This window comes from Vibrio sp. 1288 (assembly GCF_033344475.1).
In genome coordinates this window covers 1-624 of the sequence record NZ_JAWPOX010000712.1, presented here as the reverse complement: position 1 = coordinate 624, position 624 = coordinate 1, and the positions used below count along the sequence as shown (strand labels likewise).

Sequence of the window (624 nt, the reverse complement as noted above, 5' to 3'; positions counted from 1 at the left end):
TCAAGCGTTAGGCTGTGCAAAATCTAACCTTGAATAAGCGGTATGTTATCTCATCACTGGCAAAACATCATGCATCGTGTGCTCAGCAGTCAATGCGGTTTATGTCGCTTCCCGATTCAGGCTACCGCTCAACCCAATGCGCTGCGTTGGTGTGATCACTGTTATCAATATCTTACGCCAGTAAAACGCTGCCAACGTTGTGGATTGAGCTTAAAAGCTGAGGAAGCGAATATAGAGAGTATTTGCGGCGAGTGCCTCTCCGAGCCTCCCCCTTGGCAACGGCTATTTACCTTGGGAGACTACGACTTTCCGCTGTCTCGAGAAGTACAACGCTTCAAAGATCACGGACAAACATGGCATGTTCACGCTTTAACGCAATTGCTTGCCCAGCGCATTTCAACTCCCGCTCCGCTTATCACCACAGTGCCATTGCACTGGCAACGCTACTTGTATCGAGGCTTTAATCAGAGCGACATACTGGCGCGACATTTGGCTGGTCACCTTAATGTGAGGTTTGATAATCACGTGTTTCGCCGCGTAAAACACGTCCAGTCGCAGCGTGGGTACAAGAAATCCAGCCGAGAACAGAATTTAAAAGGCGCTTTCACCTGAAATCAGCCCCCA

1 pseudogene is annotated in these 624 nt (G+C 49.2%); it reads left to right on the top strand.

Annotated elements, in window-relative coordinates:
• Positions 1-42: 42 nt before the first annotated feature.
• Positions 43-609: pseudogene (locus tag R8O11_RS28930) on the top strand (ComF family protein); the annotation flags it as partial.
• Positions 610-624: the final 15 nt, after the last annotated feature.